At 60.4% G+C, this 26,750-nt stretch carries 22 protein-coding genes; 18 read left to right on the top strand and 4 right to left on the bottom strand.

The window, feature by feature from the left end; genetic code table 11:
* Window positions 1–4 precede the first annotated feature (4 nt).
* The 11 genes from RBB49_RS21475 (at window position 5) to RBB49_RS21425 (ending at window position 13,164) form a co-directional block, all read left to right on the top strand.
* Window positions 5–1,954 (top strand): ATP-binding protein, encoded by a 1,950-nt coding sequence (locus tag RBB49_RS21475; protein ID WP_306144948.1) that lies wholly within the window; start codon window positions 5–7, stop codon window positions 1,952–1,954.
* A complete protein-coding gene (locus RBB49_RS21470) occupies window positions 1,951–3,345 on the top strand; it encodes a DUF6638 family protein (protein WP_306144947.1) in 1,395 nt (464 codons plus the stop codon). Before RBB49_RS21475 ends, RBB49_RS21470 begins: the two co-directional genes overlap by 4 nt.
* Window positions 3,345–4,013: a DUF1523 family protein gene (locus tag RBB49_RS21465; protein ID WP_306144946.1), complete on the top strand. Its 669-nt coding sequence runs from the start codon at window positions 3,345–3,347 to the stop codon at window positions 4,011–4,013. The genes RBB49_RS21470 and RBB49_RS21465 overlap by 1 nt, the downstream gene beginning before the upstream one ends.
* A gap of 926 nt (window positions 4,014–4,939) precedes the next feature.
* Window positions 4,940–5,971, top strand: coding sequence for a LacI family DNA-binding transcriptional regulator (locus RBB49_RS21460; RefSeq protein ID WP_306144945.1), 1,032 nt, complete (start codon window positions 4,940–4,942; stop codon window positions 5,969–5,971).
* An 85-nt stretch (window positions 5,972–6,056) separates the two neighbouring features.
* Complete coding sequence (locus tag RBB49_RS21455; RefSeq protein ID WP_306144944.1) at window positions 6,057–7,361, top strand: sugar ABC transporter substrate-binding protein; 1,305 nt, start codon at window positions 6,057–6,059, stop codon at window positions 7,359–7,361.
* A 121-nt stretch (window positions 7,362–7,482) separates the two neighbouring features.
* On the top strand, window positions 7,483–8,349 hold the full coding sequence (locus RBB49_RS21450) for a carbohydrate ABC transporter permease (RefSeq protein WP_306144943.1): 867 nt from the start codon (window positions 7,483–7,485) through the stop codon (window positions 8,347–8,349).
* Between the two features lie 12 nt (window positions 8,350–8,361).
* Window positions 8,362–9,192: a carbohydrate ABC transporter permease gene (locus tag RBB49_RS21445; RefSeq protein WP_306144942.1), complete on the top strand. Its 831-nt coding sequence runs from the start codon at window positions 8,362–8,364 to the stop codon at window positions 9,190–9,192.
* Window positions 9,193–9,203: 11 nt separating this feature from the next.
* Window positions 9,204–10,208, top strand: a complete 1,005-nt coding sequence (locus tag RBB49_RS21440; RefSeq protein WP_306144941.1) for an ABC transporter ATP-binding protein — start codon at window positions 9,204–9,206, stop codon at window positions 10,206–10,208.
* A complete protein-coding gene (locus tag RBB49_RS21435) occupies window positions 10,205–10,978 on the top strand; it encodes an L-iditol 2-dehydrogenase (RefSeq protein WP_306144940.1) in 774 nt (257 codons plus the stop codon). Before RBB49_RS21440 ends, RBB49_RS21435 begins: the two co-directional genes overlap by 4 nt.
* Before the next feature lie 3 nt (window positions 10,979–10,981).
* Entirely contained in the window at window positions 10,982–12,487 is a 1,506-nt protein-coding gene (locus RBB49_RS21430) for a mannitol dehydrogenase family protein (RefSeq protein ID WP_306144939.1), read from the top strand.
* A gap of 134 nt (window positions 12,488–12,621) precedes the next feature.
* Window positions 12,622–13,164: a TlpA disulfide reductase family protein gene (locus RBB49_RS21425; RefSeq protein WP_306144938.1), complete on the top strand. Its 543-nt coding sequence runs from the start codon at window positions 12,622–12,624 to the stop codon at window positions 13,162–13,164.
* Window positions 13,165–13,198: 34 nt separating this feature from the next.
* Here the strand turns inward: RBB49_RS21425 and RBB49_RS21420 are convergent, their stop codons facing one another.
* Window positions 13,199–13,900, bottom strand: coding sequence for a UTRA domain-containing protein (locus tag RBB49_RS21420; RefSeq protein WP_306144937.1), 702 nt, complete (start codon window positions 13,898–13,900; stop codon window positions 13,199–13,201).
* Between the two features lie 9 nt (window positions 13,901–13,909).
* Window positions 13,910–15,289, bottom strand: coding sequence for a formimidoylglutamate deiminase (locus RBB49_RS21415; RefSeq protein ID WP_306144936.1), 1,380 nt, complete (start codon window positions 15,287–15,289; stop codon window positions 13,910–13,912).
* 80 nt (window positions 15,290–15,369) lie between these two features.
* On the opposite strand from RBB49_RS21415, the gene hutI reads away from it, so the two are divergent.
* The 7 genes from hutI to RBB49_RS21380 all read left to right on the top strand — a co-directional run bounded on the left by hutI (window position 15,370) and on the right by RBB49_RS21380 (window position 24,202).
* Complete coding sequence (gene hutI / locus RBB49_RS21410; RefSeq protein WP_306144935.1) at window positions 15,370–16,575, top strand: imidazolonepropionase; 1,206 nt, start codon at window positions 15,370–15,372, stop codon at window positions 16,573–16,575.
* A complete protein-coding gene (gene hutH, locus RBB49_RS21405) occupies window positions 16,572–18,128 on the top strand; it encodes a histidine ammonia-lyase (RefSeq protein ID WP_306144934.1) in 1,557 nt (518 codons plus the stop codon). Before hutI ends, hutH begins: the two co-directional genes overlap by 4 nt.
* A complete protein-coding gene (hutG, locus tag RBB49_RS21400) occupies window positions 18,115–18,945 on the top strand; it encodes an N-formylglutamate deformylase (RefSeq protein WP_306144933.1) in 831 nt (276 codons plus the stop codon). Before hutH ends, hutG begins: the two co-directional genes overlap by 14 nt.
* Window positions 18,942–20,615 (top strand): urocanate hydratase, encoded by a 1,674-nt coding sequence (gene hutU, locus RBB49_RS21395; RefSeq protein ID WP_306144932.1) that lies wholly within the window; start codon window positions 18,942–18,944, stop codon window positions 20,613–20,615. The genes hutG and hutU overlap by 4 nt, the downstream gene beginning before the upstream one ends.
* Before the next feature lie 50 nt (window positions 20,616–20,665).
* Complete coding sequence (locus RBB49_RS21390; protein WP_306144931.1) at window positions 20,666–21,763, top strand: TRAP transporter substrate-binding protein; 1,098 nt, start codon at window positions 20,666–20,668, stop codon at window positions 21,761–21,763.
* A 388-nt stretch (window positions 21,764–22,151) separates the two neighbouring features.
* On the top strand, window positions 22,152–22,655 hold the full coding sequence (locus tag RBB49_RS21385) for a TRAP transporter small permease subunit (RefSeq protein ID WP_306144930.1): 504 nt from the start codon (window positions 22,152–22,154) through the stop codon (window positions 22,653–22,655).
* Window positions 22,652–24,202, top strand: coding sequence for a TRAP transporter large permease subunit (locus RBB49_RS21380; RefSeq protein ID WP_306144929.1), 1,551 nt, complete (start codon window positions 22,652–22,654; stop codon window positions 24,200–24,202). The genes RBB49_RS21385 and RBB49_RS21380 overlap by 4 nt, the downstream gene beginning before the upstream one ends.
* On the opposite strand, the gene RBB49_RS21375 is transcribed toward RBB49_RS21380, so the two are convergent.
* Together RBB49_RS21375 and RBB49_RS21370 are read right to left on the bottom strand one after the other, a co-directional pair.
* The gene (locus RBB49_RS21375) at window positions 24,196–25,389 is read right to left on the bottom strand and encodes a glycoside hydrolase family 3 protein (protein WP_306144928.1); all 1,194 of its coding nucleotides are present in this window, start codon (window positions 25,387–25,389) and stop codon (window positions 24,196–24,198) included. The genes RBB49_RS21380 and RBB49_RS21375 overlap by 7 nt on opposite strands.
* Before the next feature lie 81 nt (window positions 25,390–25,470).
* The gene (locus RBB49_RS21370) at window positions 25,471–26,748 is read right to left on the bottom strand and encodes an aspartate aminotransferase family protein (protein WP_306144927.1); all 1,278 of its coding nucleotides are present in this window, start codon (window positions 26,746–26,748) and stop codon (window positions 25,471–25,473) included.
* Window positions 26,749–26,750: the final 2 nt, after the last annotated feature.

Below are 26,750 nucleotides of genomic sequence, written 5' to 3'. Positions count from 1 at the left end.
CATCGTGACCGTTTCCAACGACCTTATGGAACTGAAGGAAGACAAGATCCTCGAGAAATATGCTGTTGCAGAAGCGTTGATCTCGGGATTCGACCACACACCGCGCATTGCCGCGAAGCGGGAACCGGATGTTGTCCGCGAACGCTCGCCGGGTCTCGGCACACGGCGGCGTTTCCGCTCCACGACACCCGGCCTGGTCACGCGCTCCACCGCCCGGCCCGAAGGCGTGCAGCTTGCCGAGCGCGTTCTGGAAAGCGATGACGACGCGCTGACGACACCGTTGCAGGCAAGTGTCCTGCGCGCACTGCGCCGGGCCTTGTCCGTTGCCCAGGTAATGTCGGACCAGTATGCCGAGCAGACCGGCCTCTCCGACCTCAAGCGGGCAAATCTCGCCGGGACGCTGGACGCAACCCAGAAAGATCGTTTCCAGCAGCTTCTTTCGGCATCGGCTCTGATTTCGCTGCATGTCTTCGCCAACATGACGGACTTCCTGCTGTCTGGCATTGCAGCCGACACGGAGGCGGGCGAGATCCAGTGTGGCGAGGTGGAGGAAATCCTTCTCGACAACGACCAGTTCGCTCTGCACGGCGCGCTCTGGGAGCTCGACCAGGAAATCGCCTCTGCCGCCATCGAGACCGACGCACAGCTGGTCAGCCTGATCATGTCCTATTGCGAACAGCTGATGGAGAAGGTCACGCTCCGGGCCGAAGGCGTGGAATTGCTACACGCCTTCTCTGAAGCGCGCTATCGGGTGGAGGCCGACAATTTCGAAATCACCGGCTTCACGCCGGCCGCCCGAGCCCGGTCCACGAGCCTTGCCATGGCCTTCAAGAAGCCGGAAGAGGTCGTCGGCAATCACATCGCCAAGTATCAGGCAATGAAGCTTGCCAAGATGCTGATGGCTTACGACTTCGAGCGCAAGCTCAACCCGTTTGCCGAACTCGGCGGCTTCATCTTCACCTTCATGGGCGACGGCAAACCGGGCACCGGCAAGACCACGCTTATCCAGATGATGGCGGGCCTGATCAACGACTACTGCACCAACGCCGGATATGCCTTCCGCTATCAGAACCTGTCGACGGACAGCATCGACAGCTATCAGGGCAAGTCAGCGCAGAACGCGAAGTCCTTCATCAGGAACGTGACCGACCCGAATGTCATCGGCTTCGGCACGATCGACGACATCGATCAGCTTGCGGGAAAACGCGGCGACCGGCAGTCCTCCGCCGGGCAGCTGGAGATCACGGCGGTGCTGATGGAAAGCTTCGCCGGCGCCAACACGGTCGTGCGCGGCAACTGCACCTTCGGCATGTTTTCCAACTACCCGGAAAACGTGGATGACGCCTTGCGCCAGCGCGCAGGCGCCAGGTTCCTAGTCGACGGTCCGCAGACGCGCGAGGACTATATCGACATTCTCTACCTGCTGATGGGCAAGAACCATTCGATCCCTGTTGGCGATCACGACCTCTTTGAGGCACAGGTGATCCAGAAGGCCGTCGCTGCCTCCTATGAAAGCCATTCTAGGCCGAAGGAAGAGGCGCTCATCAAAGTCTTTGAGAAAATCAGCAGCGGCATCGGCGATCTCGACACGATTGCAAAGATCGGTGCCTACCTGAAGGCGATCCAGGAAGCCGACGAACGTTTCACAGGACGGGCGATCAAGAACATCACTGACGCCGTGAAGGTCCGGGCGATGGATTTCGAGCTGCCGGACGAATGGATGGAAAACCCGGATCTGTTCCTGTTCAAGACCTATGAGACCAAGAAGAACATGATCGCCGATCTGGCACAGCCGATCACGGTCGACATGGTGATACAGGAAATCAACCGCTACGCCGACAGCGAATTCCGCTACGCCGACAAGTCGGACGAGGTCGCGATCGACAACGCGGTCCGCGAGATGCAGCGCATGGAAGAAGCGAAACGACGCTACATGGAACAGTCACGCACATGATGAGGCTGGTGAAACACGGGCTGATGTACGGCAACCTCGTGGAGGTGACCTCCCCCTCCATGGTGAGCCGCTACAATCGTGCGCTGGAGCATCTGACCGGCAAGCGGACGGCCCTGCAGGAATTCCATATCGACATATCGGGCTTCTCACCCGAAATCGGCGAAGAGCTTGGCGATCCGCTTTATCTCAATCCGAACGGATGCAATCGCCAGTTCATTCTCCTGAATGTCGCCCAGAAAACCGCGCCGCTTCTCAATGCCCATTTTTCGACATCCAGGTCGATTCTCAGGCGTTTCATCGACGAGAACGAAGATCAGCTGTTCGCTCTGTCCATCCGCGATGCGGTCGTTGGCGAACTCGTCAACACGGTGTTCTCGATCGCCTCCCCGCTCGACCTGTTCGATATCCGCTCGATCGACGTGGAAGCCGACACCGTCGGCGGGCATGTCGAGGCGGGCGACGAACTCACCGAGAAGATCGACCGGTTCATGAGCGAACCGGACGGGTGGTGGGACGACGTCCTGATTGCCGAGATGGTTGAACTGTCAAAGCACACGGGCGACATCATCCGCACCCCGATTGCGCTTGAACCGCAAAGCTTCGAACAGGGCAACTTCTATACCAGCCACTACGGCGGTCTTTACATTTTCCGCTCCGTCAAGAGAACGGCCTGCATCTCGGCAAGACAGCTCGACATCGTTGCCGACCTGCCGGTCAAACACGTCCTGACCCTTGAAGACCGGCGCGAGATCGCTTCTTTTCTGTCGCGCAACAAGTTGGCGGAACCGATCAGCCGTGCCGGCAAGGCACGTGCTGAAAGCATCTTGCGGCAGAAGCTCGATTTTCTCGTCATCGACACGGCGGCGAACAACGGCGAGGATCTCAGCGATGTTTCGCGGCGCGACCTGCGGGCGCTGAAGCGCAGGCATCACAAAGACCTGCCCGACGCCTATCACGCTCTTGAACGCTATGTCCGTGCCCTGGCGAAGGGAGGAAAACCGCCCCGTCTCAGCTATGACGATCCGGCCTATTTCTACCTGCTGCGATCCGCCGGCCACGGTGACAAGCAGCTCGTCAACATGCTGCTGGCGCAGTTGACGCCCCTCGATTTCCGCCAGCTCTTTATCTGCCACAAGGATGCGTTCTATGCTCACTACCAGAGCTGGAGCGAGGCGAAAAAGACGTATGCAGCACAGTTCCTTGCCGAGGAATATGTTGTCGACAAGGTCGGAACACGGACCGAACTGTTCGGCCCGGAACCGGGCATGGACGAAGACACCGATCCGTCGGATTACGGCTTCGGCAAGGGCATGGGCCCCTGGGGCGCCGTTCCGAGATATCGCGACGATGACGACGATGATGATGATGACGACGAGGACGACGACGACTGATGGCATACATTAAATGGATCGTCGGCATTCCTCTGGTGCTCATCATCGTCCTGTTCGCGCACTACACGCTCCCGGGCCGCGATGTCGTGCGCATTGTTGGAACGGACGTCAAGCGCATGGATATCGGATCGTCGTCGCTCTTCTGGGCGGCACCAGACGCGGGAACGAACCCGAACTGGACACGCGACGTCCGGTTCATCAACGCCGTATGGCCCAACGGAGAGCCGAGGGTCTACCGCAATGAGGACACCGAGTGGCGCTGGCCGCCCTACCTGAAGTTCAACAGCTCCAACGTCACAGCACAGGCACAGGATCTTGCGAAGAAGGACGGAGAGGTCTGGGTTGCGGTCACCCACTACGGCTGGCGCATTCAGCTGTTCACGATTTTTCCGAATATCATCAGCATTCAGGAAGTGTCGGGACCGAACGTGTTCCTGATCCCCTGGTTCAACATCATCTTCTTTGTTGTGCTGGCAGCCATCGCCTACATGGTCTTCCGGGTCGTCCAGGCCTTCAAGCGCAGGCGTATCGACCCGGTTGTCGAAAACATCGACGGCTTCATGGATGACGTCGGCGAAAACGCGGAGCAGGCACGCGCCCGGGCGGAAAAACATGCGACTGCAGCCACATCGGGCTTCCGACGCTGGCTCAAACGCTGGTTCGGTTGACCGCTTTTAATGCCGTCTGCCGGCCGCGCATTTTTCGCGGCGCGGTCCACTGCTGCCCGGTTTGGACCGCACTGTCGAACATATACCGCTGACAAGGCGGCATAATTCCGTCCCATGCAAGGTCAGCATACGGGTTCGTTTCCCGGATTTGTCGTCCCGGTTTGACGCGCAAGCGGCAAGACCGGGATCCAGTACTCCATGTCGCTGGCGGTCGGAAGAAGACGGAGAAACAAGAGGTTACTGGTTCCCTGCCTTCCGCTGCGCTTCAGCAGGGATGACAAGTCTGCACGCGTGAACACACCCCACGCGACCCATTTTTTGATAAACCGGCCAGGAATGGACTTGATCCTGCAATGACGGAGAGAGAGTGAGGGTTACCCTGAAAACCCGACCTTCGCTGTCGTGCGATGCCATGGTCAAGCCCTCTGCGGTCCGGCCTGGAAACACTGTCGAACATAGGACATGGAAAAAGCGTCGGAATTCCGTCCGGAACCAAGTCGAGACAATGGCTTGTCTCCCGGATTTGTCGTCCCGGTTTGACGCGCAAGCGGCAAGACCGGGAACCAGCACTCCGTGTGGCCTAAGATTAATGCAGTGCGGAGAAACCAGTGGCGACTGGGTTCCGGCCCTCGGCTGCGCTTCAATGGGAATGACAAATTCATCAACGGGGCATCACCGCACGAGATCCATGTCAGATCAAACCGGATAACCGCAAGTTCAATCAGCGCGCTGACAAGGTAAACGTGCCGATTTACGTGGGGAACGGGGGCGAACGCACCGCTTCCGGGCGATGTGACTTGACCAATCCCGTGGAAAGTTTCACTGTTAATAAAAAATTTTACACGCGGAAAGTTTCAGGTGACCCGACCATGCAGTCGGCCGTAAGCCGGAAACAGAAATCCGGGGCGGAGTGTCAGGGCGGACATATGACGGAACGCAAAATCAGGAACATGGAAGAATTTGCTTCCGTCAGCGGAATCTCAAGACCGACCGTTTCGAAGTACTTCAACGACCCGGAAAGCGTCAGGCAATCAACACGCGAGCGGATCGAGCAGGCGCTCGAACGTTACGACTTCCGCCCCAACATATTCGCGATCAACCAGAATCGCCGCCTGACCAAGAATGTCGGCATCGTCGTGCCCTATCTTGCCGACCCGTTCTTCGCGGAGATCGCGCGCAACATAGAGCATCGCTGCCTGGATGCCGGCTATTGGCCGATCCTCTTCAGTGCCCACGGCCAGCAGTCCCTTGAAAACGATATTCTGAACAGCCTGCGCTCCCTGAAACCGGCCGGCGTGCTGCTTGCACCGCTTGGCCGCGCCTCTGACCGCAGCTCGATCGAAAAGTTCTGCAGGGATGTCCCGACAGTGCTGTTCGACAGTAATCTGGACGGGATCGGCGAGGCCTTTGTCGGGTCGGATAACTTCAGTTTCGTCTCCCAGACCGTGGAATATCTCACACGGTCCGGTGAACCGCCCTGCTTCTTCGAAATGAAAACGCCGGCGAACCCGAACGCCAACAAACGCCGGATTGCCTATATCGACGTCATGGAAAAGCTCGGCCATGAACCGCACGTTGTCCGGGTCGATGGTGAAGGCTGGGCGTTTGAGGAAATCGGACATGAGGGCGCCATGCGCATTCTTGACGTCCACGGTTTCCCGACCGACACGGTTCTGTGCAGCAACGACCGTCTCGCGATCGGGCTTCTGTCGGCCTGCTACGAAAAGGGGCTCCGGGTTGGCCGCGGCGAAGGCTGCGCGCTGCGCGTCGCCTCTCATGACGATCACCCGTTTTCCCGCTTCACCTGCCCTTCCTTGACCACGGCCGCGCACGATTATGACTCGGTCGCAAACCACGCCTTCGGCACCTTGATGGAGCTGATCGAGGCTGGCGGCACATTCAGCGATCGCCAGGAAACCCTTTTCGCAGCAAGACTTATACTACGCGCGTCCGCCTAAAATTTTACGCGCGCAAATTTTTTCTTGACGCCAGCCAATTTATCCCTCAGGCTCTTCGCAACATCCAAGCCAGGGAGGACATAGGATGTCGTTGAAGAACGCATTACGTGCGGTCACCGCACTGACTTTGATTACTGCCACCAGCGCCTTTGCTGACACGATCACCATCGCCACCGTGAACAATGGCGACATGATCCGCATGCAGGGCCTGACGGAAGACTTCACCAAGAAAACCGGTCATGAGGTCGAGTGGGTCACGCTCGAAGAGAACGTGCTGCGCCAGCGCGTCACCCAGGACATCGCCGCGAAAGGCGGTCAGTTCGATATCCTGACGATCGGCATGTACGAGACCCCGATCTGGGCTGCCAATGAATGGCTCGTGTCTCTGGCAGATCTGCCGGCAAGCTACGATGCCGACGACATTCTGCCGGCCATGCGCGCCGGTCTGAGCCATGACGGGACGCTTTATGCTGCTCCGTTCTACGGCGAATCCTCGATGATCATGTATCGCACGGACCTGATGGAAAAAGCCGGTCTGACGATGCCGGACGCACCGACCTGGAGCGACGTTGAAGCCGCTGCCAAGGCGATGACCGACAAGGACAACGAGATCTACGGCGTCTGCCTGCGCGGCAAGGCCGGTTGGGGTGAGAACATGGCGTTCATCACCACCGTCGCCAACTCGTTCGGTGCACGCTGGTTCGATGAGAACTGGAAGCCTCAGCTCGACACGCCGGAGTGGAAGGCTGCCGTTACGTTCTACAATGATCTTCTGAACAACTATGGGCCTCCGGGCGCATCGACCAACGGCTTCAATGAAAACCTTGCGCTGTTCCAGCAGGGCAAGTGCGGCATGTGGATCGACGCGACGGTCGCGGCATCCTTCGTGACCAACCCGAAAGACTCCAGCGTTGCAGACAGTGTCGGCTTCGCGCTGGCGCCGAACAAGGAAGGCGTCGACAAGCGCGCAAACTGGCTCTGGGCCTGGGCGCTCGCAATTCCGGCCGGTACCCAGAAGGAAGCTGCTGCCAAGCAGTTCATCGAATGGGCAACCTCCAAGGAATACATCGAGCTGGTTGCTTCCAAGGAAGGCTGGGCCAACGTGCCTCCGGGCGCACGGACCTCGCTCTACGAGAATCCGGAGTACCAGAAGGTTCCGTTTGCGGCGATGACGCTGGAAAGCATCAACGCCGCCAATCCTGACAGCCCGACCGTTCAGCCGGTCCCCTATGTCGGCATCCAGTATGTCGCCATCCCGGAATGGGCAGGCATCGGCACGGCTGCCGGACAGGAATTCTCCGCAATGGTCGCTGGTCAGCAGACCGTGGAAGAAGCCCTGTCGAAAGCTCAGGCGAACACCGCCGAGGAAATGGAAGCCGCCGGCTACTAAGTTTTTCCTCCCCACTTGGGAGGGCGGAAGACAATTCCGCCCTCCCTTTTTCTTAAGCCCCTACATCCCATCGCTCCGCTCGCCACGGTAGACTGCTGCCGTCAACAGAGAAGGTGTGTCCATGGCTACGCAGCATTCACGCTCCGCCGCTCGCATCATGATGGCTCCCGCGGTCATCCTACTGCTCGGCTGGATGCTCATCCCCCTCACGATGACCCTGGTCTTTTCGTTCAAACGGTATCTGCCACTGCGTGGCGGCGATCTTGGATGGATCGGCTTCGACAACTACGTCCGTTTCGTGTCTTCCAGTGCCTTCTGGCCAAGCGTCCAGACCACTTTGATCATTGTCGGCGGTGTCCTTGTAATCACCATCGTTTTCGGAATTCTGCTCTCGATCCTTCTCGATCAGCCGATGTGGGGCCAGGGCGTCGTCCGGATCCTCGTGATCGCACCGTTCTTCGTGATGCCGACGGTTTCGGCCCTTGTCTGGAAGAACATGTTCATGGATCCGGTCAACGGGCTGTTCGCACATCTCTGGAAAGCCTTCGGCGCACAGCCGATCGAATGGCTGAGCGATGCCTCGCTCTTCTCGATCATCCTGATCGTCTCGTGGCAGTGGCTGCCGTTTGCGACACTGATCCTGCTGACAGCGATCCAGTCGCTCGACAGCGAACAGCTTGAGGCTGCCGAGATGGACGGCGCACCGCCGCTCTCCCGCTTCGCCTACATCACCCTGCCGCATCTGTCGCGCGCCATCACGATCGTGCTTCTCATACAGACGATCTTCCTGCTCGCGATCTTTGCGGAAATCTTCGTCACCACCAGTGGCGCGTTCGGCACGCGAACCCTGACCTATCTGATCTACCAGCGCGTTCTGGAAAGCCAGAATGTCGGTCTCGGATCCGCTGGCGGCGTCTACGCAATCATCCTGGCCAACATCGTTGCCATCTTCCTGATGCGCATCGTCGGCAAGAACCTGGACACCTGAGGAGGGATCGACATGGCACGTGCTGTAACCACCCGCCGGAAGACGATAAACACGGTCGCCGCATGGGCAATCGGTTTGCTGATCTTCTTCCCGATCCTCTGGACCATCCTGACCAGTTTCAAGACTGAGGCCCAGGCTATCAACGATCCGCCCCTGTTCCTGTTCTTCGACTGGACGCTGGAAAACTATGCGGTCGTTCAGGAGCGCTCCGACTACATGCGCTTCCTGTGGAACTCGGTCATCATCGCCGGCGGATCCACGATCCTTGGCCTCATCATCGCGGTTCCCGCGGCCTGGTCCATGGCCTTCGTGCCGTCCAAGCGCACCAAGGACATCCTCATGTGGATGCTGTCGACAAAGATGCTACCGGCGGTCGGAGTGCTGTATCCGATCTACCTGCTCTTCATCGAACTGGGTCTCCTGGATACCCGCATCGGCCTGACGATCGTGCTCATGCTGATCAATCTGCCGATCATCGTCTGGATGCTCTACACCTACTTCAAGGAAATCCCTGGTGAGATCCTCGAAGCGGCCCGCATGGACGGCGCGACGCTGAAGGAGGAGATCCTCTACATCCTGACGCCGATGGCCATTCCCGGCATCGCCTCCACGCTGCTGCTCAACGTCATCCTGGCATGGAACGAAGCCTTCTGGACATTGAACCTGACGGCGGCAAAAGCAGCGCCGCTCACGGCCTTCATCGCAAGTTATTCCAGCCCCGAAGGCCTGTTCTACGCAAAACTGAGCGCCGCCTCGACCATGGCGATCGCCCCGATCCTCATCCTTGGTTGGTTCAGCCAGAAACAACTCGTACGCGGCCTGACATTCGGCGCGGTCAAATAGGAGTTCCCGACATGGGTCAGATCACTCTCAACCAGATCACCAAAAGCTTCGGCGACGTACAGGTGATCCCGCCGCTGGACCTGCGTATCGATGATGGCGAGTTCGTTGTCTTCGTCGGACCGTCCGGATGCGGCAAGTCCACGCTGCTGCGCCTGATTGCCGGGCTTGAAGACATCACCAGCGGTGTAATCGACATTGACGGCAAGGATGCCACCGAGGTTCCCCCGGCCAAGCGCGGTCTTGCCATGGTGTTCCAGTCCTACGCACTCTATCCGCATATGTCGGTGCGCAAGAACATCGCCTTTCCGCTCAGGATGGCCGGTCTCGACAAGGCCGAACAGGACAAGAAGGTGAATGCCGCCGCCAAGGTTCTGAACCTGACGGACTACCTGGAACGGCGTCCGGGCCAGCTCTCCGGCGGTCAGCGACAGCGCGTTGCCATCGGCAGGGCGATCGTGCGCGAACCCTCCGCTTTCCTGTTCGACGAGCCGCTCTCGAACCTGGATGCGGCCCTGCGTGTCAACATGCGGCTGGAAATATCCGAGCTGCACCAGACCCTCAAGACAACGATGATCTATGTCACCCACGACCAGGTCGAAGCCATGACCATGGCCGACAAGATTGTCGTTCTTCAGGCCGGGGTCATCGAGCAGGTCGGCTCTCCGCTCGAACTCTATCACACGCCGCGCAACCGCTTCGTCGCCGGCTTTATCGGCTCGCCCAAGATGAATTTCATGATGGGGGCTTTCTCCGCCGAATACGACGCGGCCACGATCGGCATCCGCCCCGAGCACATCTCGGTCTCCCATACCGAAGGCAAATGGTCGGGCAAGGTCGGTGTTTCGGAACATCTGGGCTCCGATACCTTCCTCTATGTCGATGTGGACGGTCTTGACGACCCGGTCACTGTCCGCTCCACCGGCGAGGTCGCCTTCCGCCACGGAGACACGGTTCACCTGACGCCGGATGCCGACAAGATCCATCGCTTTGACAATCAGGGCCTGAGGATTGCGTGATGCGTCTTGACGGGAAATCAGCGCTGATCACCGGTGCCGCGCGCGGCATCGGCAAGGCGTTCGCGGAACGATACGTCCGTGAAGGTGCAACAGTTGCAATCGGTGACATCGACATGGACCGGGCACGGGAAAGCGCGGCTGAAATCGGTGCTCAGGCTTATGCCGTCTACATCGATGTAACCGACCAGAGCTCCATCGACAGCGCGATTGCCGTTGTCGAGGAGAAAACGGGCGGGCTCGATATCCTCATCAACAACGCGGCCCTGTTTGATCTCGCCCCCATCGTCGAGATCACGCGTGACAGCTACGACCGTCTTTTCAATATCAATGTCGCCGGCACGCTCTTCACCATGCAGGCGGCGGCAAAATCGATGATCCGGCGCGGCAAGGGTGGCAAGATCATCAACATGGCAAGCCAGGCGGGCCGCAGGGGCGAACCTCTTGTCGGCATCTACTGCGCGACCAAGGCCGCCGTGATCAGCCTCACGCAATCGGCGGGCCTCAACCTGATCAGCCACGGCATCAACGTCAACGCCATCGCTCCGGGTGTCGTTGACGGAGAACACTGGGACGGTGTCGACGCGCTCTTTGCAAAACACGAAGGCCTGGCTCCGGGTGAGAAAAAAGCCGCCGTCGGCAAGTCTGTTCCATTCGGCAGGATGGGAACGGCGGAAGACCTGACCGGCATGGCCGTTTTTCTCGCATCCGCCGATGCCGATTACATCGTGGCCCAGACCTATAACGTGGACGGTGGCAACTGGATGAGTTGACCCATGACAACAAAGCTGAACATGACTGCGCTCTCCTTGCTTCCGGACGCCATCGCGAAACCGGCTTTCGACAGGTCTTCTCTTTCCGCCGGGATCCTTCATATCGGCGTCGGCAATTTTCATCGGGCGCATCAGGCAGTCTACCTGAACAAACTGTTCGCACAGGGCGAAGGTCATGATTGGGCAATCGTGGGGGCGGGTCTCATGCCCTACGACAGGGCAATGCGCGAACGCCTGCAGAAGCAGGACTGGCTTACCACGATCGTGGAACTCGACCCGGATGGCTTGAGCGCTCATGTGTGCGCCTCGATGATCGATTTCATTGACGTCGATCCAGCTGTTCTGATCGGCAGGCTGTGTCAGCCGGATATCAGGATCGTATCCCTCACGATCACCGAGGGAGGCTATTTCGTCGATCCCAATTCCGGCGGCTTTGACGTCTCCCATCCCGAGATACTGGCGGATCTCGAAAACCCCGAAGCGCCCTCGACTGTCTTTGGCGTACTGGTTGCCGCGCTCATGCAAAGAAAAGCGGCAGGTGTTGAACCCTTCACCGTGATGTCCTGTGACAACCTGCCCGAGAACGGCTACATGGCAAAGCAGACCGTCGTCGGCTATGCCCGGGCCATGTCTGCCGAAGTGGCCGACTGGATCGAACAGAACGTCGCCTTCCCCAATGGCATGGTCGACTGCATCACGCCTGCCACCGGCGAGCGAGAGCGCGCTCTCATCCGTGAGACGTTCGACATAGAAGATGCCGCTCCGGTTGTCTGCGAACCCTTCCGGCAATGGGTCCTGGAAGACAAGTTTCCCACGGGCCGCCCCGCCCTTGAGAAAGTCGGTGTCGAATTCGTCTCCGACGTTGCGCCCTACGAACTCATGAAACTGCGCATCCTGAACGGCGGCCACGCGGCAATCGCCTATCCGGGTGCGTTGCTGGGGCATCATTTCGTTCATGACGCCATGGCCGACCCGCGCATCCGTGCCTATCTGACGAAACTGGAAACCGACGAGATCCTGCCGACCGTGCCCGAGATACCCGGCGTCAGCTTTCACCGGTATCTCGACACGGTGATGGAACGCTTCTCGAACTCGGCCGTTGGAGACACGATACCCCGGCTTTGTCTCGACGGATCGAACCGGCAGCCGAAATTCATCCTGCCGTCGATCCAGGACAGGCTGCAGCAGGGGCAGCCGGTCAGGGGACTGGCACTGGAGACGGCGTTGTGGTGCCGGTACTGTCTGGGCCAGGACGAGACCGGAAAACGCATTGCCGTCGAAGACGAACACGCCGATGTCCTGCAGGCCTGGGCACAGGATGTCTTCTCCGGCGCGACGCCGGCAAAGATGCCGGACCTGTTCGGTCCGCTTGGCGATGACCCTATCTTCCTTGCCGAGTTCAATGCCGCCGCCGACCGGCTGCGCACCCTGGGAGTTGCGGGAACGCTGTCGGACTATGTTGCACCGTCGGATGAAACGGCAAACGGCTCACAGCCCCTCTCTGCCTGAACTGCTGAGCGCCAACGGCGACTGATCGCCGGAAATTGAAAATCCGTGTAGGGACGTTTGCCAGGCGAGACATTACCTGTTCACTGACAGGCGCTTTGCGCCGGATTTCATCCAGACAGAAGCAGGGTATCGAAATGATCAGGTTGAGCCGTCGTGAATTACTGGCTGGGAGCGCTGCCGTTGCGGTCACGGGCACACCCTCATTTGCCGAAGAAACCAACTTGAGAGCGCTTGGTCTGGCAGAACCGGCGTTTAACGTGGATGCGGAGCTCAATATTCCGGACCTGACGGGCGCGGTTCATCAGCTTGAGGATTATCGCGGCAAGACCGTCGTGGTTTCGTTCTGGGCGACCTGGTGCCCGCCCTGCCGGAAGGAAATGCCGACACTGGCGCGTCTCGGACGCGAACTTGGCACCGACGACTATGCGGTTCTTGCCGTCAATGTCGGTGACAGACAGGACAAGATCGAGGCCTTCCTTGAGCAGATCGACCACGAAGGCATGGCGATCCTTCTGGACAACAAGAAGGACATGCCATCCAAATGGTTCCTGCGCGGTTTGCCGGTGACCTACATTGTCGATGCAAACGGCAAGGTGGCCCTCGGTGCCATCGGCGAGCGCGTCTGGGACGCGCCTGAAATGATCGCCGGCATCCGGTCCGTGGGCAAGACCTCTTGAAAAAGACTTGGTTCAGCGCCGCAACACGCCGCTTCTAGATCTCAGTCCGCATCCGGTATCCGGGCGCGAAGATCAGACGAACGTGGGTGATCGGCTGTTCTCCGGCCCAGGTGATACGCTCCATCGCAAAAAGAGCAGCCCCCACCTCCGCATCCAGCTTGGCCGACAATGTCTGATCGGCACTGACCGCGAAGAACGACAGGTCGCCGTGGCTGTAAGGCGCATTGTGCACCAGCCATTCATTCGCGCTGATATCATTGAACGACATGTCCCGGGCCTCGGGTGCCGCCGCCAGATTGATGTAGCGCTCCTCGAACGCATAAGGGCGTTCGTTTGCGAAGTGAAGCGTTTTCAGGAAGAGGACGTCATCTCCAAGCGACACCTGAAACGCTCCGTGCAGTCTGGGTGGCAGCGGCCTAAGATCCCGTTCCATGATCAGGTGGCGATAGGGCTGTCCAAGCGTTTCCACCTCCTCGCGGAGGACAGGGATCGTGAGCGTGGCCCGCTGTGGCGGATTGACGGCAACACGCGTGCCCGCCCTGCGTTTGCGGACCACAAGACCGCTTTCGGCGAGATCGCGAAGGGCCCGGTTGACGGTGGTGCGCGCGCAGCCGAATTCCTCCGCCAGATCAGCCTCATGGGGAATCTGTTCCCCCGGTTGCCAGATCCGGTCATGTATCCGGCGCAGAAGCACTTCTCGGATACCGGTCCAGGAATTGGTGTCAGTCAGCGCCAAGTCACGTCCCTAAAGTCTGTTTCGAAGCCTTTTCATGGTCGCGCGATACGCCGCGCGGATTGCGTCGCCTTTTACATGTTTTCCACCGCGAACAACATGCCTGCCGGCCGACCAGACATCGCTTACCATCCGGTCATCGCCTGCAAAGACGTACGCATCCAGGATTTCATCGCCCTCCCGGCCTTCCAGGTCGATTGAAGTTGCATCAAGCGCCAGGAGATCGGCGAAACACCCTTCCGCGATCTTGCCCGCGTTTCGCCCCGCCGCCTGAGCGCCACCGGACACGGCTCCTTCAAAAAGCACGCGCCCCGTCGACATTTCCGGCGTCGCGACCGTCGCCCGGTTCTTGTCGCGCAGGCGCTGCGAATACTCCAGCGTCCGCAGTTCTTCAGAAAGCGAAATGCGGATGTTCGAGTCCGATCCGATGCCGAACCGTCCGCCTGCCTGAAGATACCGGACGCCGTCGAAGATGCCGTCGCCAAGGCTTGATTCCGTGATCGGGCAAAGCCCCGCGACCGCCCCGGCCCCTGCCAGGCCAAGTGTTTCTTCCGGCAACATCTGGGTGCAGTGGATCAGGCACCAGTTCGACGAAACGTCGTGAGTGTCCAGAAGCCAGGCGACCGGACGGCTGCCCCTTGCGCCGACAAGTTCTTCCACTTCGCCAACCTGTTCGGCGAGGTGCATGTGCAGAGGGGTCCTGCCAGCAAGCTCGATGGCACTGGCAAGACCTTCCTCGCTGACGGCCCGGAGCGAGTGCGGGGCAACGCCGAGAACAGCGTCACCTTCGAGGATATTCATGGCATCCGCCGCCTGCTCGTGAAGCCGCGCGAATCGCTCCGGATCATTCCCGAACCGGATCTGCCCGGGGCCGAGCGCGCGCTGATCGACACCGCCATACTGATAAAGAACCGGCAGATGCGTCAGCCCGATCCCCGTATCCGAAGCAGCTGAGATGATCCGGACCGACAATTCGGCAAGATGGTCATAGGGCACCCCACCCGGCTGGTGGTGCAGGTAGTGGAACTCGCCGACTGCCGCATACCCGGCCTCCAGCATCTCCATCTGCACGAAGGCCGCAATCGCTTCGATGTCATCAGGATCAAGTGCATCCAGAAAGCGGAACATGATCTGGCGCCAGGTCCAGAAACTGTCGCGCTCGCCCTTCCCCCGCCGTTCGCTCATGCCTGCCATGGCCCGCTGAAAGGCATGGCTATGCAGGTTGACAGGTGCCGGGAGAAGAATGCCGACCCGCTCGCCCTCAGGTGCCTGGCCTTGCGCAACTGCGGCGATCGACCCGTTGTCGGAAACCGATACGAGGACATTCTCCACCCATCCGTCAGGCAGGAGCGCTTTCTCTGCAAAAATTTTGGCTCCGGCGCGTGTCGGCATACCGCGTTTCCCTCGTTGACACGTTAATATGTGCATGCATATTATCTTATAACGCAATCTAATCAAGCCGGAGATCGTTCTTGTCCCGACGCCTTCTGACCAATGCCGGCCTGGCGACCTTTGCCGACATTGACGCGCCCTACGGCCTTGTCGAGCACGGCGCTTTGGCGTTCGAGAAGGGCGCGATCGCATGGACTGGCGCCGAAGCAGACCTCCCGGCGGAATTTGCCGATTGGCCGAAAGAAGATCTTGGCGGATGCCTTGTCACACCGGGCCTGATCGACTGCCACACCCATGTCGTTTTCGGAGGCAACCGGGCCCGCGAGTTCGAGATGAGGCTTCAAGGCGCAACCTATGAAGAAGTTGCCCGCGCCGGCGGCGGGATCGTGTCGACGGTCCGCTCAACCCGCACCGCAGGTGAAGAGGCCCTGCTCGAACAGGCGTTGCCACGCGTGGACGCGCTCATTGCCGAGGGAATCACCACCCTTGAGATCAAGTCCGGTTACGGGCTCGATATCGAAACCGAACTGCGCATGCTCCGCACCGCCCGGAAAATCGGGGGCGTCAGGCCCGTGGATATCCGCACGAGTTTCCTGGGTGCCCATGCCGTGCCGCCCGAATACAAGGGACGCGCGGATGCCTATCTCGACGACATCTGTCTTCCGGCACTCGAAGCCGCGCATGAGGAGGGGCTTGTGGACGCCGTCGACGGCTTCTGCGAGGGCATCGCCTTTTCGCCCGGGCAGATCGCCCGGGTGTTCGAGCGGGCCAAAGAACTGAACCTGCCGGTGAAACTTCATGCCGAGCAGCTTTCGGATCTCGGCGGCGCTGAACTGGCGGCGTCTTATGATGCGCTCTCAGCCGATCACCTCGAATATCTCTCCGGAAAAGGCGTCGAAGCACTCGCTAGGAGCGGAAGCGTGGCGGTGCTGTTGCCGGGCGCTTTCTATACGCTGCGCGAAACACAATTGCCGCCCGTGGATCTGTTGCGCGCGAACAGCGTCCCGATCGCACTCGCGACGGATTGCAATCCCGGCTCCTCTCCCCTCGCTTCCCTGCTCCTTGCCCTGAACATGGGCTGCACCCTGTTTCGCATGACGCCGGAAGAAGCGCTCGCCGGTGTGACCCGGGAGGCCGCGAAGGCCCTGGGACTGTCCGATCGCGGCACGCTGGAAGCTGGAAGACGTGCCGATCTGTCTGTCTGGAACGTCTCCCATCCGGCGGAACTCAGTTACCGCATCGGCTTCAATCCGCTGAAAGAACGTATTTTCGGAGGCGCACAATGACCGGCCTCACCCTTGACCCCGGCCACGTCACGCTCGCCGAACTTGAAAGCGTCTACAGGGACCTCCACCCTGTCCGTATCAACCGGACCGCGGAAGCCGCCATTCGTCAGGCTTCGGAACGTGTCGCGGAAGCAGCGCGCGGTGACGAGGCTGTTTATGGCGTCAACACCGGTTTCGGCAAGCTCGCCAGCGTCAAGATCGCCGCTGGTGACACGGCAACACTCCAGCGCAATCTGATCCTGTCCCACTGTTGCGGGGTCGGCGAACCGCTGGACGAAACCACGACTCGCCTGATGATGGCACTCAAACTGCTGTCTCTCGGACGCGGGGCCTCGGGCGTTCGCTTTGAAGTGCTGGAACTGATCGAAGGTTGTCTTGCATTCGGCGTCACGCCAGTCGTGCCGTCTCAGGGATCGGTCGGCGCCTCAGGCGATCTTGCTCCGCTCGCGCACATGACAGCCGTTCTCATCGGCGAAGGTGAAGCCACATTGAAGGGCGAGCGGCTGCCGGGCCGGGATGCTCTTGAAAGGGCCGGACTGAAGCCCGTGGTCCTCGGACCCAAGGAAGGCCTGGGCCTGATCAACGGCACGCAATTCTCCACCGCATGCGCACTTGTCGCCCTCTTCGACAGCTGGCGTCTTGCGGAGGCGACCCTGATCACCGCAAGCCTCTCCACGGATGCCATCATGGGGTCGACCGCGCCCCTGCTGCCTGAAATTCACGAGCTGCGCGGCCATCGTGGCCAGATCGAAGTTGCAAGAGCCATGCGGCAGATCATGACCGGGTCGGAAATCAGGGAGAGCCACCGCGACGGCGACACCCGCGTTCAGGATCCCTATTGTATCCGCTGCCAGCCACAGGTTGCCGGTGCCTGTGTCGACCTTCTGCGCATGGCGGCGGCGACGCTTGAAATCGAAGCCAACGCGGCAACGGACAATCCGCTGGTTCTGATCGATGCGGACAGGATTGTTTCGGGCGGCAATTTCCATGCGGAACCGGTCGCGTTCGCAGCCGACCAGATCGCGCTCGCCGTTGCCGAACTGGGTGCGATCGCGCAGCGCAGGGTTGCCCTGGTGGTCGATCCGACACTTTCCTTTGACCTGCCGCCTTTCCTCGCAAAGGATCCGGGCCTCAATTCCGGACTGATGATTGCCGAGGTCACGACGGCGGCGTTGATGAGTGAAAACAAGCACCTGGCCAATCCCTGTTCAACGGATTCGACGCCGACCAGCGCGAACCAGGAAGACCACGTCTCCATGGCCGCGCATGGGGCGCGGCGGCTGGGCCGCATGAACGCGAACCTGGCGCATATCCTTGGCGTGGAACTTCTATGCGCGGTCGAGGGGATCGAACACCGGGCTCCGCTGAAGACAAGCCCAGCCCTCCAGTCCGTCATTGAAAAACTGCGCTCGAAGGTTCCCGCTCTCGACGCAGACCGCTATCTCGCCCCCGACCTTGAGACGGCAGCGGAACTTGTGCGCACGCGCAGCCTGGTTTCCGCAGTCTCAGACGAACATATCATCAGACTGGGGGCGGCAAATGAACCCGTTTGAGGTGACAAGAGGCGACGGACCGGTCGTCCTGGGAGTGCCGCATTCAGGGACTTTCGTTCCCGCAGACATCTGGCAACGCCTTACACCCCTCGGCCAGAAACTTGCGGACACCGACTGGCATGTGGACCGACTTTACGAAGGTCTGCTGCCCGGCGTGACCATGGTGCGGGCCAACTTCCATCGCTACGTCATCGACGCCAATCGCGACCCCGAAGGTGTCAGCCTCTATCCGGGACAGAACACGACAACGCTCTGCCCGACGACCGACTTCGACGGAAAACCGATCTACCTCGAAGACGAAGCCCCCGTGGACGAGGAAATTGAAACCCGGCGCCTCGCCTGGCATGCGCCTTACCACGCGGCGCTGCAAATGGAGCTGGAACGCGTCCGCGCGAGACACGGCGTCGCGATCCTTTACGACTGCCATTCGATCCGTTCCCGCGTGCCCTATCTCTTTGAGGGAACCCTGCCGGACTTCAATACGGGGACGAATAACGGTGCAACCTGCGCACCGAAAATCGAGGCCGCCGTTTTCCAGCGCACAGAAACCGCAAGCGGCTATTCAGCGGTTTTGAACGGCCGTTTCAAGGGCGGCTGGACCACACGCCATTACGGCAGACCGGAAGAGGGCATCCACGCCATCCAGATGGAGCTTGCCCAGAAGACACATCTGGCAAGTGAGGACACGCCCTTCACCTACGATGAAGACAAGGCGGAGCGTCTCCGCTCGCACCTCAAAGACATTCTCGACGCACTTGCGGCGCTCGCGCCGACGCTTGCCCGAAAAGCCAATGAAGATCCAGGGAGCGCCTCATGAACGATCGCCGACACAATGCCCGCGACGTCTACCCGCCGACGGGCACGGAGTTGAACGCCAGATCCTGGCTGACCGAAGCACCGCTGCGCATGCTGATGAACAACCTCCATCCCGATGTTGCGGAAAACCCGCACGAGTTGGTTGTCTACGGCGGCATCGGCCGGGCCGCCCGGACCTGGGACGACTTCGACCGGATCGTCGCAAGTCTCAAGCGGCTTGAGGAAGACGAAACCCTGCTTGTGCAATCGGGCAAGCCGGTTGGTGTGTTCAGGACTCACAAGGACGCCCCGCGCGTCCTCATCGCCAACTCGAACCTTGTGCCGAACTGGGCGAACTGGGACCACTTCCACGAACTCGACAAGAAGGGTCTTGCGATGTACGGCCAGATGACGGCCGGATCGTGGATCTACATTGGCACGCAGGGCATCGTTCAGGGCACTTACGAAACCTTCATGGAGGCTGGCCGTCAGCACTATGACGGCGATCTGAAAGGCCGCTGGATCCTGACGGGCGGGCTCGGAGGCATGGGCGGCGCGCAGCCTCTGGCCGCAGTCATGGCCGGCGCTTGCTGTCTAGCCGTCGAGTGCGACGAGAAAAGCGCCGATTTCCGCCTGCGCACCCGATATGTGGATGAGAAAACCCATTCCCTTGACGAAGCCCTGGCGCTGATCGAACGCTGGACGAGCGCCGGAGAGGCCAAGTCCGTTGCCCTGATCGGCAATGCGGCGGATGTGTTTCCCGAACTGGTGAGGCGCGGCGTCAAGCCGGACATCGTGACCGACCAGACCTCCGCGCATGACCCGGTCAATGGCTATCTGCCACAGGGCTGGACCGTCGCCGAATGGCGCGCAAAGGCGGAAACGGATCCCAAGGCCGTGGAAAAGGCTGCACGGGCCTCGATGAAAGTTCATGTCGCCGCCATGGTCGACTTCTGGAACCAGGGGGTTCCAACGCTGGACTACGGCAACAACATCCGGCAGATGGCGCTCGAAGAAGGGCTTGAAAACGCCTTCGCGTTTCCCGGATTTGTGCCGGCCTATATCCGCCCGCTGTTCTGCCGGGGGATCGGTCCGTTCCGCTGGTGTGCGCTCTCCGGCGATCCGGAAGACATTTACCGCACCGACGCGAAGGTCAAGGAGCTGATCCCGGACGATCCGCATCTGCACAACTGGCTCGACATGGCCCGGGACCGAATTTCGTTCCAGGGACTGCCTGCGCGGATCTGCTGGGTCGGCCTCGGTCAACGCCACCGGCTCGGCCTTGCATTCAACGAGATGGTCAGGAGCGGCGAGCTGAAAGCGCCCGTCGTCATTGGTCGCGATCATCTCGATTCCGGTTCCGTCGCTTCGCCCAACCGCGAGACGGAAGCGATGCAGGACGGCTCGGACGCCGTCTCCGACTGGCCGCTTCTCAATGCACTGCTCAACACGGCGTCCGGCGCGACCTGGGTGTCGCTGCATCATGGCGGCGGCGTCGGCATGGGCTTTTCACAACACTCAGGCATGGTCATCTGCTGTGACGGCAGCGACGATGCGGCACGGCGGATCGAACGCGTGCTTTGGAACGACCCGGCAACAGGCGTGATGCGTCACGCCGATGCCGGATACGAGATCGCGCTGAACTGCGCGAAAGAACAGGGGCTTAACCTGCCGGGAATCTTGGAGGAATAAAAACCACGGCAGGACACTCCGAACCCAAATTCGAATCGAGGGGTAGAACGATGAAAAGACGTGACTTTCTGAAAGCCGGTGCGACCGGCACCGCCGCCGTTGCGGCCACAACCCTGGCCGCACCCGCGATTGCGCAGGACACCCGCCAATGGCGCATGGTCACCGCATGGCCGAAAAACCTTCCTGGACCCGGCGTCGCGGCGCAGATGCTCGCCGACCGCATTACGGCGCTTTCCGGCGGACGCATCGAGGTGAAGCTGTTTGCGGCAGGTGAAATCGTTCCCGGCAACGGCGTCTTCGACGCGGTCGGCCAGGGAACCGCTGAACTCTATCACGCCGTTCCGGCCTATTGGGGATCGAAGTCCAAGGGCATCCTGCTGTTCGGCTCGCAGCCTTTCGGATTGACAGCACCGGAACAGGCCGGCTGGCTTATTCACGGCGGCGGACAGGCGCTCTACGACGAGATCTACGGCGGCTTCAATCTCAAGCCGTTCCTGTGCGGCAACTCCGGCCCGCAATGGGCTGGCTGGTTCCGCACGGAGATCAACAGCGTCGATGACCTGAAGGGCCTGAAGTTCCGCTCGACCGGCCTTGCCTCGGAAATGTGCTCCAAGCTCGGCATGGCGGTCCAGGCGATGAGCGGTCCGGCCATGTTCCAGGCGCTGCAGTCCGGCGCGCTCGATGCGGGCGAGTTCATCGGCCCGTGGACCGACAGCGCGCTCGGCTACTACCAGATCGCCAAGAACTACTACTGGCCGGGCGTTGGCGAGCCGTCTTCCGCCGAAGAGTGCGCGGTTAATCTGGACGCCTACAACGACCTGCCGGACGACCTCAAGGCAGCAGTCGCCCAGGCCTGCGCGAGCCTCTATAACGACGTGCTCACCGAATACAACACCAAGCACGCTCAGGCGCTCACGCAGCTCGTCAACGAGCATGACGTGATGGTGCGCAAGCTGCCCGACGAAGTCATTGTTGCAATGGGCAATGCGGCAGGCGAAGTCATTGCCGACCTGCGCGCCAGTGACGACGAACTGGTAAAGCGTATCACGGAAAGCTTCCTCGCTTATCGCAAGCTGATGCACGAATACATGCCTTATGCCGACAACGGCCAGATGAACGCGCGTCTGCTTGATTACAAGTACGACTAGGTTGCTGTTCAAAAGGCACGGTTTCCAAAGCAACGAGGGACCCAAAGGGCCCCTTGTTGCATCTTTTGTCGTCCCGGTTTGGCGCGCAAGCGGCAAGACCGGGATCCAGTACGCCGTGTCGCTGGAGATTGGAAGAAGCCGGAGAAACAAGAGTTTACTGGTTCCCGGCCTTCCGCTCCGCTTCAGCAGGGATGACAAGTTCATCGACCGGACATCGCCGCAATAGATCATTGCCGGGTTTAACCGGACAGCAGCGGGTCTAACCATGGGATCCATTCCGCTTCCTCTCCGCTTCAGAATCGCGGCAAGGTGGCGGCAGGGATTGCAGGGCCGGGCCTTGCAATGACGAAACAGAGCTGATCAGGCAAGGAAGGCAGGACCCTCCGCAATGGAACGACTCGCGGGCGCGCTTGAGCGCGTCAATTCTTTGATAGGCAGCATATTGTGCTGGGCGGCTCTTGCCATGCTGCTTTTGCAATTCGTGATCGTTCTGCTGCGGTATGTGTTCGGCTACAGCTACATCTTTCTGGACGAGGGTGTGCTCTACCTGCATGCAAGCCTGTTCATGCTCGGTGCGGGCTACACTTTCCTCGTCAATGCGCACGTGCGCGTGGACATTTTCTATGCCAAGTGCACCGGCCGGACCCAGGCCTGGATAGATCTCTTCGGGCATCTTTTCCTGCTGACCCCGGCGCTCGTTCTGCTGATCTGGTTCTCCTGGCCTTATGTGCGCGGCAGCTGGGCAATCATGGAAGGGCCCATATCGGTCGGCGGCATTCCCGCTTCCTTTCTCCTGAAGACACTGATCCCTGCCTATTGCGTCCTGCTGCTCATTCAGGGCATCGCGGCCTTCATCCGCGACATCGTCAAACTGAAGAGGACCGAAGCATGACGTTGCCGCTCGACCTCATCATGTTTGGTGCGCTGATCGGTTTCATCCTGCTCGGCTACCCGGTCGCCTTCACCATTGCAGGCGTTGCGACGGGTTTTGCGCTGCTCGGCTGGATGCTTGGCGACTTCAACATCCAGCTCATGGGCGCGATGGGACAGCGGTTTTTCGGGGTTCTGACCAACCCGGTCCTGACGGCGATCCCGTTGTTTGTCCTGATGGGCGTCATTCTGGAAAAGAGCCGGATCGCGGAAGAGCTTCTCGAAACCATGGGACGCCTGTTCGGCCGCATGAACGGCGGCCTCGGCGTCTCGGTCGTGCTTGTCGGCGCGCTGCTGGCCGCATCAACGGGCATCGTCGGCGCGACAGTGGTCGCGATGGGCCTGATCGCCCTGCCCACCATGCTGCGCAACGGCTACGATCCGAAGCTTGCCTCGGGCATGGTCTGCACGGCCGGAACGCTCGGCCAGATCATACCGCCCTCGACGCTTCTGATCATTCTGGCCGACGTCATGTCGAACGCCTTCCAGCAGGCGCAATATGCGCAGGGCAAGTTCACCATCGAGACCATTTCCGTCGGCCAGACCTTTGCTGCCGCGATGGTGCCCGGCTTGCTGCTGGTCGTGGTTTACTGTGTCTACATTCTCGGACGCGCCAGACTGTTTCCGAACGATGCACCGGCAATGCGCGAGCAAGTCGACCAGCCGTCCGCCAAAGAGATCATGGCCGCGATCGTCCCGCCGATCCTGCTGATCTTTGCCGTTCTCGGCTCGATCCTCGGCGGCATTGCCTCCCCCAATGAAGCCGCCTCCGTCGGCGCGGTCGGTGCGATCCTCCTTGCAGGCCGTCGCCTTGGTATTTCGACAAGGCTGATCGTCGCCGCGACGCTGGCCCTTCTTGTTCTGGCCATTGCCGCCGCCGTCCTGCCGGTGCGCCTGCAGCGCTCCGATGTCACCATCACAGGCTACCTGCTGGCCGCGCTTTACGCAGGCCTTGCCATTTTCGCCCTCGTCGTCGTGCTGCGTATTCTTTGGGCCGCCTTCTGCGACGGGCTCCTGAAGGCCTCGCTGTTGTCGACGCTCACCGTCACATCGATGATTTTCGCGACAATCCTGATGGCGAGTTTCTTCTCCCTGGTCTTTGTCGGCCTCGGCGGCGAAGACCGGGTGCATGCGATCCTGAACGAAATGCCGGGCGGTCCGGCAGGGGCGCTTATCTTTGCAATGCTGTTCGTCTTCGTACTCGGCTTCTTTCTCGACTTCGTGGAGATCTCGGTCATTCTTCTGCCGGTGCTGATCCCGCCGCTCATCCTGATGGGGATCGATCCCATCTGGCTGACCGTCCTGATTGCGATCAACCTGCAGACATCGTTCCTGACGCCGCCATTCGGCTTCTCGCTGTTCTACCTGAGGGGGGCCGCTCCGAAGGAGATCACGACCGGTCAGATCTATCGCGGCGTCGTGCCGTTCATTGTCCTGCAGGCGGTCGCGGTCGCCATCCTGTGGCTGTTCCCAATTCTTGCCACCTGGCTGCCAAGGTCGCTCTATTGAGCGTTCGAGTTGTCAGCGACTTCGTCTCCGGCAACACGCAGATCGCTTTTGAGCGTTACAATCCGGTCGTAGGCATCATCGATCTTGCGGGCAATTTCCCCATCATTTGCCGCTGCGGCTTCGAGAATGTCGGCAACTTTTTGAGGGATCTCGGGGTCCGGGCGCTTGTCATTGGCAAAGAGCAGAATGTCGGTCCCTGCGTCGACCGCCTTCAGTACGGCATCCTCCAGGGAGAAATTCCACCGGATCGCGTCCATTTGAATGTCGTCCGACATGATGACGCCGGTGAATCCGAGGTCATCGCGCAGCAAGCCAGTGAGCGCGCCTTTCGAAAGAGACATGGGAACATTGGCCTTTGTCTCAGAAAGCGTGTGGTTGATGACATGCGCCGTCATGACAATGTCGGCCATGTCCCCGGCAATCAGCTGCCGGAACGGGATCAGTTCGTCCTCCGACCATGTGCCGGTAATGTCGACCGCGCCCTTGTGACTGTCTCTCAGGCTTGATCCGTGCCCCGGAAAATGCTTCAGCGCGGTCAGAACTCCGTGCTCCCTGTGTGCGGACACGAAGGCTGAGGCAAACGCCGAAACCCGCTCCGGATCGGGTGAAAAAGACCGCCCCAACCTGCCGATGATCGGATTGCGCGGGTTTGCGTCAACATCCACCACCGGTGCCAGGTTGAGCGTGAAGCCCCAGCCGGCGAGATTTTCGGCAAGCACAGAATATGTGCGCTTCGCATCGGCAGGATCGCCCTTGCGTGCAATGTGTCTCGCCGACGGCGTATCCGGAAAGCCGTTGCGGCTCCGCAGGCGTTGCACCCGCCCGCCTTCCTGATCAATGGCGATCAGCGGCGGCAATACCGCCGGTGAGGCTTCGCGGAAAGCGCTGTTCATGCGCTGCACGGTCTGCTTGTTTCTCAGGTTCCGTCCGAGATAGAGCACGCCGCCGATTTCACCGGTCTCCAGCTGTTCCAGAACCCGTTTGACACCTGATCGCGAGGGCCGGTCGCCAACAAAACCGACCAGGACCATCTGACCGATCTTCTGCCTGAGCGGGATTATCTCCGCCCCTGCAGCAGTTTCGTTCACGGTCCCGGCGGGATTTTCGGATCGCGCAGGGTCATGCACTGCCATTGCGGACGCAAAAGCAAGAACTGCGACTGCTGCGATCCTGGGGGTTGCCCTCACACCTGCCTCCGAACCTCCGACTGGATGTCTAAGGTTAAAAGTAGGCTTTTCGCGCCAATTTTCACGCTAAATTGCGAACCTTCACCCCGCCAGCTCCCGCGCGCCTGCTTCCAGAGCCGCCTCGGTCTGGGCCAGATCGGCTTCTGTGAGTGCCAGATGCGCATAGAGCTTGCTGTCCGGTTTCAGGATGCCGCCCGCGCGCAGGCTCCGATTGAGGATCTTTGCCTTGTCGGCATCGTTCCGGAACATATCGCGGTAGTTCTTCACGGGCTGATCCGTGAAGACGACGTCGAACAGGAAGGGTTCGCCGACGATCTGATGCGCGAGACCCGCGCCATCCAGATGTGTTTGATAGGCTGCCATCAATCGTTCACCGTTCTTCCGAATGGTCTCATAGGCGCCCGGCCGCCTCAGGATTTCGAGGGTCTTCAGCCCGGCGACACTTGCGACCGGATTGCCGCTCAGGGTTCCGATCTGGAATGTGAAGCCCTCGGCACCGGCGATGGACTTGTCGAAATGGTCCATGATCTCTTTCTTGCCCGCGATCGCGGCCAGCGGGAAGCCGCCGCCGATGATCTTGCCGAGCGTGCACAGGTCCGGCGTAACGCCATAATATTCCTGCGCGCCGCCATAGGCAAAACGGAAGCCGGTCACGACCTCGTCGAAGACGAGGACGATGCCGTGCTTGCTGGTCAGGTCCCTGAGCGCCTGCAGGAAGCCCGGCTCCGGCGGGATCAGACGCTGCAGCGGCTCGACGATCACGCAGGCAATCTCGTCGGCATGTTCCTCGATCAGGGAACTGACGAACTCCGCATCGTTGAAGGGCGCGATCAGCATGTTGTCGCGCACACTTTCCGGGATGCCCGCGGAATCCGGCACGGCCTGCGGAAAATTGATCAGCTTGCTCGGCGACAGGCTCATCAGGGCTTCGCCCGACATGCCATGGTAGCCGCCTTCGAATTTGAGGATCTTGTCCCGCCCGGTAAAGGCCCTGGCAAGACGCATGGCATACATGTCGGCCTCGCCTCCGGTCGACACGTAGCGTACCTGATCCGCGCAGGGCACCGCCTCGACCAGCACCTCGGCAAGTTCGATCCCGCGTGCATTGTTGGCAAAAAACGTCATGCCGTCGGCAAGCTGTTCCTGCACCGCTTCGAGAACCTCCGGATGCCCGTGGCCGAGGATCATCGGCCCGGAACCGATCAGGTAGTCGATGAACTCGTTGCCGTCCTCATCCCAGACACGGGACCCCTTGCCGCTGCGGATCACGACGCCCGGATCGAAATTGCCGAACCCGGCTGCCGGCAGAACTGCTGCCGCGCGCGCTTTCCAGTCGCCTTGTGAGATTGATGTTTTCATCT

Origin of the sequence: Roseibium sp. MMSF_3412, assembly GCF_030733265.1 — a bacterium.
GTDB lineage: Bacteria > Pseudomonadota > Alphaproteobacteria > Rhizobiales > Stappiaceae > Roseibium.
Note: the sequence above shows the minus strand (reverse complement) of the source record. Positions and strands in the feature narration are given on the sequence as shown.